Consider the following 8,396-nt stretch of genomic DNA (forward strand, 5'->3'; position numbering starts at 1 on the left):
ATATTGAGTTTGACGGAGAAATTTGTCGAACTGAAAGAATTAATGATGTTTTAAGGTGTATTTTACAGATTGACAAGGGTTTAACAAATAAAAAAAGAGGGCAATTCTCAAAGTATTTGAGTTTGTCCTCTTTAGTGGAGACGCCGGGAATCGAACCCGGGTCCAAACAAGCAACCAAAATACTTTCTACATGCTTAGTTTTCTTTTAATTTTAGTCTTAAAGCTAACCGAAAACAATTTACTTTAAGCTTAGTTTCTTTAGTTTCAAAATGCTATCGAAACACTAGCAAATCTATGTTAACTTTTACGATGCCTCTTTGCTGACCGCCGCTAACCAAGGCTTTCAAGAGACATTCAGCTTGCACACCTAGTGTGCCGAGGCTCATCCTACTATAATTCGGATTAAGCAGCTAAAGCGTAGTTATCTTCGCCGTTTAAAATGTTGAAATTGAGATTTACGAGTGCTATTTCATAACTCGACATGCTTATATGTTAATTGATCTTGCAGTCAAAACCAATCGTCCCCAAAATTTCAAAGATCTAAATCCTTTAAAAGAAAGCAAATTTAAACAAAATATGTCACATAGTTTATTTGTGAGTTCCTTTAATTACTAATATATTGGTACAAATTTTATACCAATTAATATATGAAGATAGGAATCATTAATGAGCGGAAGAATCCACCTGATAAAAGAGTTGTTTTATCTCCAAAAAAATGTAAGCAAATATTGAAAGATTATCCTCAACTTCAAATTAAAGTTGAAAGTTCAGATATTCGAGTTTTTAAGGATGATGAATACAGAAAAGAGGGGATTGAAGTAGTTAATGATGTCTCAGATTGCGATATATTATTGGGCGTAAAAGAGGTGCCCATTGAATTTCTTATTCCAAATAAGGAGTATTTTTTCTTTTCTCATACTATTAAAAAACAACCCTATAATAGAGATTTATTAAGAGCTGTTTTAGAAAAAAATATACAACTTTATGACCACGAAGCAATTACGAATAAAAATGGAGGTAGACTGGTGGCATTTGGCAGATATGCTGGAATAGTAGGTGCTTATAATGGTTTTAGAGCTTATGGGTTGAAGTTTAATTGTTTTAATTTACCTAAAGCTGAAGAATTAACTAGCCAGCAATATTTAATAGATGAATTGAAAAAAGTAAAATTACCAAATATTAAAATTGTACTGTCTGGTTGTGGTAGAGTGGGTAAAGGAGCCAAAGAAATGCTTGATGGAATGGAATTAAGGGAAGTAAATATTACCGAGTTTTTGAACAATTCATTTGATGAACCCGTTTACGTAAATATTGATGCGTTAGATTACAATAAAAGAAAAGATGGGTTTGTAAAAAACGTATCTGATTTCTTTGAACATCCAGGTGCTTATGAAAGTAATTTTATGAGGTTTGCCAAAGTGGCAGATATGTATATTGCTGGACATTTTTATGGTCAAGGTTCTCCAAAAATTATTTCGGCTGAGGATATTAAATCTGAAGAGTTTAATATTAAAGTTATTGCAGACATTAGTTGTGATTTTGGACCAATAGCTTCAACAGTTAGACCATCTACAATTAAAGATCCTGTTTATGGTTTCGATCCTCAAACAGGTGAGGAAGTTGATTATAAAAGTGAAAATGCAATTGCTGTTATGGCTGTTGATAATTTACCATGTGAATTACCTAAAGATGCATCTGAAGGATTTAGTAACAGTTTTGCAGAATATGTAATTCCTTCACTTTTTAATAACGATGAAGATGATATTTTAAGAAGGGCAAGAGTTACAGGAAGAGGAAAATTAAAAAGACGTTTTAAATATTTACAGGATTACGTTGATGGAAAAGAATAATCAGCATGAAATTTTAATGAAGTTGGCAAATGCAAGAATGCCTTATGGAAAATATAAGGGAAAATATTTAATTGATTTACCTGAACATTATATTGTTTGGTACAGAAATAAAGGGTTTCCTGCTGGGAAATTTGGTGAAATGTTACACTTAGCCTATGAAATCCAACTAAATGGGTTGGAAGATATGGTTAGGAAATTAAGAGTTTAAAATTAGATTAAATAAAAAAAGAGTATTTGAAATTATATTTCAAATACTCTTTTTTTATTTAATCCCAATCTATTTTTCGTGAAGCATACATTATAATTGATAATATTAAAAATAAACCTAAGCTACCAACAAGTAGTGCATAATTTTCTAATTGTATTATTACAAAAATAAAAGTGTATAATGCAGAAAGTGAAGCGCCAATAAATAGTGGAAATTTGAATGTTTTTAAAATTGATTTAGAGTATAATGTAATTAATATAATAACTGAAACTCCTGCAATTAAATAAGCCTTTAAAAAATTGCTATGTTCAGAAATTGAAATTAGTAATGTGTAAAACATAGTTAAAGCTAAACCAATCATTAAATATTGAAATGGATGAATGATAATTTTACTAATACTTTGTATTAAGAAAAAAATTAAAAAAGTCAGTGATATAACTAAAAAACCATATTTAGCAGATCGTTCACTCTTTTGGTATTCATCTACCGGTATCATAAAATTTACGCCAAAAGCATATTCTTTTAAATTGGGTAAAATTTTAAAATATTCTTGTGAAAAGGGTCTATTAATATGAAGGACTTTCCATATAGCATTAAAACCATTTTCTGAAATTTTATCTGAATTTAACGGTAAAAAGTTACCAATAAAATTTGCTGTTTTCCAATTAGATGTAATAGTTAAATTGGTTTCTTTTCCAATAGGTATCATTCTTATTTGTTTGCTTCCACTACTATTAAATTTAATTGTAAAATAACTATCATTTGTAAAGGGTAATACCTCTTTATTTAGGTAATTTGTTTCTAATTTATTTAAGCTAACTTCGTCAGAAAGGTTGTTGTTATTTTCTTCATATTTAGGTAAAAATGAAAATTTATGATTGTTAAAATTTATAATTACCTGATTATTAATGCCTTTTAAGTTTGAGGTTTTTATAATAATGGTAGTTTTATCCCAAAGAATATCTTCGTTTTCTATGTCTATTGAACTAAAATCTGGTTTTCCATAAGAACCATTCATAGAAATTTCACCTTTGTAAACAGAAGTTGTATAAATACCTCGTTTTTTTTCTTCAGGATTAATTGTAGCATTCATTTCTAATTTAGTTGGAAAAAAGTAAGCATAATTTAGATGTTCAATTTTTTCTGTCCTGTTGTTTTTTACATCAATAGAGGTTATAATTTTTTCAGTATAAGTTTTATAAGGAATTTTTAAAATTGGACCATATAGGAGTATCTCATTCCCCCATTTTTCATTTATTTCTTGTACTATAGATTCTTGTCTGTTTGCTCTTTCATTAATTAACGATTCAATATAAGATAGAGGAATTAATAGCACAATTATTAATACACCAATCATTAGCATTCTTGCAGTAAGTGAAGTTTTTAACCAATTTCCGAATTTGTTTTGTTGTTTATTCATCTTGTTTTAATTTAAAAGTACTTTGATTTGCAAAGTATATTAATAAAAAAATTTAATTATTATGTATGAGTTTTTCTAAGGCATTAATATGTTTTTGAAATTCCAACCTTCCTAAAACTGAAGCACTGTATTTAGTATTTGGTTTTTTTTCTATAAATTGTTTATTAACATTAATATAATCAACTTTTTCAAGTGCTTTAATATGGCTCGCTAAATTACCATCAGTTACACCTAAAATTTCTTTTAGTGTATTAAAATCAATAGTTTCATTAACTATAAGGGCAGACATAATTCCCAATCTAACCCTATGATCAAAAACCTTATTTATATGTTTAAGGATATCTTTCAAATTTTATTTTTTATCGTATTTGTTATAAAGAACAGTACCATATATAATGTGTAAAATACCAAAACCTAATGCCCAAAAGTACAATCCATAACCAATAAATTGTGTGGCAATTAAGCCAATACATATATTTAGTAATCCTAAATACCTAATATCTCCTAATGTATATTTACTTGCATTTACACAAGCTAAACCATAAAAAATAAGCGTTGTGGGAGCAATTAATCCTATTAAGCCATATTGGTATAATATAATGCTAAAGAGTCCACCAGTAAATAATGGAATTGAAAAGTTTATTAATAGTCTTTTAGTGGTAGGGTCCCAAAGTTTTTCTCCACTCTTTTTTGCTTTTCTTGAAGAAAAAATAAAAGCTGTTAGTGTGGATAAAATTAATACAAGTAATGCAATACCAACTAACAAATATTCTAAATATGAAATAGGCAATAAGGAAATAGTGGTACCTGAACTTTGGTAACTAACAATAATATAATTTGCTAGGAAAGCTCCAATTAAGGCATATATCCCAGCTATAATTCCTGATAAGCCACTTAAAGAAATAAATCGAGATGATTTATTCATGATAGATTTAATTTCTGAAATGTCTTTTAAATAGTCTTTGTTTGTCATGAAAAAGTACTTTGAAATGCAAAGTAAATCTTTTTATTTAGACTAAACAAATTTTTTTACAACTTTTCAACAATAGAATGTTATTAACTAATTGAAGTAAAAGACAAATTAGGTTTAAATATTTTATAGTTTTAAAATCTAAAATAACGAACCAAATAAACTTACTTAAATATGTCCGAACAATTAGTCTTTCCGAAAATATATACACATAAAGAGGTGTTAAAGAGTGCTTTAGAATATTTCAAAGGAGATGAGCTTGCAGCAACTACTTGGATTAATAAGTATGCAATGAAAAATAAAGAAGGTGAGTTTTTCGAATCTACGCCAAATGATATGCATTTTAGGATGGCAACCGAATTTGCACGTATTGAAAAAAAATATTTAGGTAAAGAAATAAGTGTTGAAGGACTTTCAGCTTACGGAAAGAAGCGTAGTTTTTTGACAGAAGATGCCATTTTTGAGTTGTTTAAAGATTTTAAATATACCATTCCACAAGGAAGTGTAATGTCTTCTTTAGGAAATAATAATGTGATTGCCTCTTTATCAAACTGTGTGGTTGTTCCTCCGGTATTAGATTCTTATGGAGGTATTTTTTATACGGATCAGCAATTGGCACAATTATTTAAAAGGCGTTGTGGTGTTGGTGTAGATTTATCTAATTTAAGACCAAGTGGTGCACAGGTTTCAAATTCTGCAGGAAGCACTACTGGAGCAGTTTCATTTATGGAACGTTTTTCAAACACTACAAGAGAAGTTGCTCAAAATGGAAGAAGAGGTGCATTAATGCTTACTATGGATATTGCACATCCTGACATTGAGGATTTTGTAACTATAAAACAAGATTTAACTAAAATTACAGGTGCAAATATTTCACTTCGTTTGTCTGATGAATTTATGATTGCCGTTGTAAATGATAGTGAATTTACGTTGCGTTGGCCAATAGATAGTGAAAAACCTACGTATACTAAAGTTATTAAAGCAAAAAAATTGTGGGATACTATTATAAAATGTGCTCATAATACTGCAGAACCAGGTTTAATATTTTGGGATCGCCAACATTATTATTCAACATCTTCAATATATCCAGGGTTTAAAAATAGTTCTACTAATCCTTGTTCTGAAATAGCAATGCAAGGTGGTGACAGTTGCCGCTTAATAGCAATTAACTTATATAGTTTTGTTGAAAAACCTTTTACTGAAGAAGCAACATTTAACCATAAAAAATTCTATGAAGTTGTATATGAATCTCAACGTTTAATGGATGATTTGGTTGATTTAGAATTAGAAGCTGTTGATAAAATTTTCAACAAAATAATGCATGACAAAGAGCCAACGGAAATTAAACAAGTTGAAATTGATACTTGGAAATTATTGTACAAAACAGGTAAGAAGGGAAGAAGAACAGGTTTAGGTTTTACCGCTTTGGCTGATGCTATGGCAGCTTTAGGTAAAAAGTTTGATACAGATGAAGCAATTGCTGTTGTTGATGAGATAATGAAAACTAAATTTAAAGGTGAGTTTGACAGTAGTATTGATATGGCAATAACGCGCGGAAAATTTGAAGTCTTTAATCCTGAAATAGAAAACTATTCTGAATTTATTCATATGGTTGAAAAAGAGTTCCCTGCCATTTATAAACGAATGATGAAGTATGGACGTAGAAATATTTCTATAAGCACAGTTGCACCAACAGGAAGCTTAAGTATGTTGGCACAAACATCATCAGGAATTGAGCCGGTTTTCCTTTTATCCTATAAAAGAAGAAGAAAAGTTAACCAAGACGATCCAAATGCTAAAATTGCTTATGTTGATGATATGGGTGATGCTTTTGAAGAATTTGAAGTTTACCATCCAAAGTTAAAACAATGGATGGAAGTTACAGGTAAAACCAAAATTGAAGATAGCCCATATGCGGGTTCAACAGCACCTGAAATTGACTGGAAAAAGCGTGTTGAAATGCAAGCATTAGTTCAAAAATATACAACACATTCAATAAGTTCAACAATTAATTTAGCAACTGATGTTTCTGTTGAATTAGTGGGTGATATATATATTGAATCATGGAAACAGGGTTTAAAAGGAATTACAGTGTATAGAGATGGATCTAGAAGTGGAATTTTGGTAGCTAGTGATGCTAAAAAAGAAAAGAAAAATGATGAATGTTTTGCAGAAACTATTTTTCCAAAGCGACCTAAAACAATTGAAGCAAAAGTTGTGCGTTTCCAAAATGATTACGATAAATGGGTTGCGGTAGTTGGTTTAATAAATAATAGACCCTATGAAGTTTTTACAGGGAAAATTGAAGATGCATTTATTTTGCCTGCTTGGTTAGAGCAAGGTTGGGTAATTAAAAATAGAGATGAAAAAGGAGATTCTCGTTACGATTTTCAATTTTTAGACAAACAAGGTTATAAGGTAACTTTAGAAGGATTGTCTAGAACTTTTGATAAAGAATATTGGAATTATGCCAAACTAATTTCAGGAGTATTACGTCATGGAATGCCAATTGCATACGTAGTGGATTTAATTAATAATTTAAATATGTACGATGAAAATATTAATACTTGGAAAAATGGAATCGTACGTACATTAAAACAATTTGTAGCTGATGGTACAAAAGCAGCAGATAAAAAATGTCCAGATTGTGGGGATCCAGAAGGACTGATTTATGAAGAAGGTTGCTTAAAATGTAAAAGTTGTGGACATTCTAAATGTGGATAATCTTTTTTTAAAAATAGAAAGATAAAAAAAACACCAACAAAATTTAAATTTCGTTGGTGTTTTTTATGAACTCTACAGTGCAATATATTATAAATCAAAAAGAGCGATATTGGTCTATTATGTGGGATTAAGCTCAGCTTGAAACTGAGAAAGAAAGTTAAAACGAGTTTATCGTTTTTCTAATAGCAACTAAGTGAGTTAATAAATTTTCTAAATGTTTTAAATCTAACATATTAGCACCATCACTTTTTGCATTTGAAGGATCAAAATGAGTTTCTAAAAATAAGCCATCAACTCCAACAGCAACTCCAGCTCTTGCAATGGTTTCAATCATATCAGGTCTTCCACCTGTAACTCCACTACTTTGATTTGGTTGTTGTAAAGAATGTGTTATATCTAAAATAGTTGGTGCGTATTGTTGCATTTCTGGAATACCTCTAAAATCAACAATCATATCCTGATAGCCAAACATTGTACCTCTATCGGTAATCCAAACTTTTTCGTTATTGCAATCTTTTACTTTTTGAACTGCATGTTTCATGGCAGAAGGGCTCATAAATTGTCCTTTTTTTAAGTTTACAACCTTTCCAGTATTTGCTGCGGCAACAACTAAATCGGTTTGACGAACTAAAAATGCAGGAATTTGTAACACATCAACATATTCAGCAGCTATTGCGGCATCTTCATTTGTATGAATATCTGTTACTGTTGGAACGTGAAATGTTTCAGAAACTTTTCTTAATATTTTTAATGCTTTTTCATCTCCAATTCCAGTAAAACTATCAATTCTGCTTCTGTTTGCCTTTTTGAAACTACCTTTAAAAACAAACGGAATTTGTAATTTATCAGTCACTTTTAAAATATGTTCAGCAATACGTAAAGCCATTTCTTCTCCTTCAATAGCACAAGGACCAGCCAATAAAAAGAAATTGTTACTATCCGTATGTTTTATGTTTGGAATCAGATTTAAATTCATGATTTTTAATTTTTTTCAAAGATACTATTTTATATAGCTGATTAAAACAGAATTATTCTTAATTTTATAAGAAGGATTTACCATTATTTTAAAAATAATAGTATGAAATATATTAAGCTAATAGTGTTCATTGTTTTTTTAGGATGCACTACACCTAAAATACTATATGATTACGATAATCAAGTTGATTTTAATCAATACAAAACATTTCAGTTTTATAATGATATTCTATTAAATATTAATGAAAT

At 29.5% G+C, this 8,396-nt stretch carries 7 protein-coding genes and 1 other RNA gene; 3 read left to right on the top strand and 5 right to left on the bottom strand.

Translation table 11 applies throughout. The annotated features are described in order from the left end of the window. Window positions 1–132: 132 nt before the first annotated feature. Window positions 133–526: a transfer-messenger RNA gene (gene ssrA / locus ABY863_RS11395) on the bottom strand. A gap of 121 nt (window positions 527–647) precedes the next feature. Here ssrA and ABY863_RS11400 point away from each other — a divergent pair. Further along, complete coding sequence (locus tag ABY863_RS11400) at window positions 648–1,850, top strand: NAD(P)-dependent oxidoreductase (protein ID WP_372794920.1); 1,203 nt, start codon at window positions 648–650, stop codon at window positions 1,848–1,850. Then, a complete protein-coding gene (locus ABY863_RS11405; protein ID WP_372794922.1) occupies window positions 1,837–2,058 on the top strand; it encodes a DUF3820 family protein in 222 nt (73 codons plus the stop codon). Before ABY863_RS11400 ends, ABY863_RS11405 begins: the two co-directional genes overlap by 14 nt. A gap of 58 nt (window positions 2,059–2,116) precedes the next feature. Here the strand turns inward: ABY863_RS11405 and creD are convergent, their stop codons facing one another. Genes creD through ABY863_RS11420 form a run of 3 tightly spaced genes read right to left on the bottom strand, consistent with a single transcriptional unit; the run spans window position 2,117 to window position 4,451 of the window. Beyond that, window positions 2,117–3,478 (bottom strand): cell envelope integrity protein CreD, encoded by a 1,362-nt coding sequence (gene creD, locus ABY863_RS11410; RefSeq protein WP_372794924.1) that lies wholly within the window; start codon window positions 3,476–3,478, stop codon window positions 2,117–2,119. 52 nt (window positions 3,479–3,530) lie between these two features. Beyond that, window positions 3,531–3,827, bottom strand: a complete 297-nt coding sequence (locus ABY863_RS11415) for a winged helix-turn-helix domain-containing protein (RefSeq protein WP_372794926.1) — start codon at window positions 3,825–3,827, stop codon at window positions 3,531–3,533. A 3-nt stretch (window positions 3,828–3,830) separates the two neighbouring features. Continuing rightward, window positions 3,831–4,451 carry a hypothetical protein gene (locus tag ABY863_RS11420; RefSeq protein ID WP_372794928.1) on the bottom strand — a complete coding sequence of 207 codons (621 nt, stop codon included), beginning with the start codon at window positions 4,449–4,451 and terminating at the stop codon, window positions 3,831–3,833. Window positions 4,452–4,622: 171 nt separating this feature from the next. On the opposite strand from ABY863_RS11420, the gene ABY863_RS11425 reads away from it, so the two are divergent. Then, window positions 4,623–7,172, top strand: a complete 2,550-nt coding sequence (locus tag ABY863_RS11425) for an adenosylcobalamin-dependent ribonucleoside-diphosphate reductase (protein ID WP_372794930.1) — start codon at window positions 4,623–4,625, stop codon at window positions 7,170–7,172. 157 nt (window positions 7,173–7,329) lie between these two features. On the opposite strand, the gene kdsA is transcribed toward ABY863_RS11425, so the two are convergent. After that, entirely contained in the window at window positions 7,330–8,148 is an 819-nt protein-coding gene (kdsA, locus tag ABY863_RS11430) for a 3-deoxy-8-phosphooctulonate synthase (protein WP_372794932.1), read from the bottom strand. Between the last annotated feature and the right edge of the window lie 248 nt (window positions 8,149–8,396).

Source organism: Lutibacter sp., assembly GCF_041562875.1.
Taxonomy (GTDB): domain Bacteria; phylum Bacteroidota; class Bacteroidia; order Flavobacteriales; family Flavobacteriaceae; genus Lutibacter.

Coding starts and splice junctions, on each gene's coding strand:
- ABY863_RS11400 (WP_372794920.1), top strand. CDS start 648: ATGAAGATAGGAATCATTAATGAGCGGAAGAATCCACCTGATAAAAGA.
- ABY863_RS11405 (WP_372794922.1), top strand. CDS start 1,837: ATGGAAAAGAATAATCAGCATGAAATTTTAATGAAGTTGGCAAATGCA.
- creD (WP_372794924.1), bottom strand. CDS start 3,478: ATGAATAAACAACAAAACAAATTCGGAAATTGGTTAAAAACTTCACTT.
- ABY863_RS11420 (WP_372794928.1), bottom strand. CDS start 4,451: ATGACAAACAAAGACTATTTAAAAGACATTTCAGAAATTAAATCTATC.
- ABY863_RS11425 (WP_372794930.1), top strand. CDS start 4,623: ATGTCCGAACAATTAGTCTTTCCGAAAATATATACACATAAAGAGGTG.
- kdsA (WP_372794932.1), bottom strand. CDS start 8,148: ATGAATTTAAATCTGATTCCAAACATAAAACATACGGATAGTAACAAT.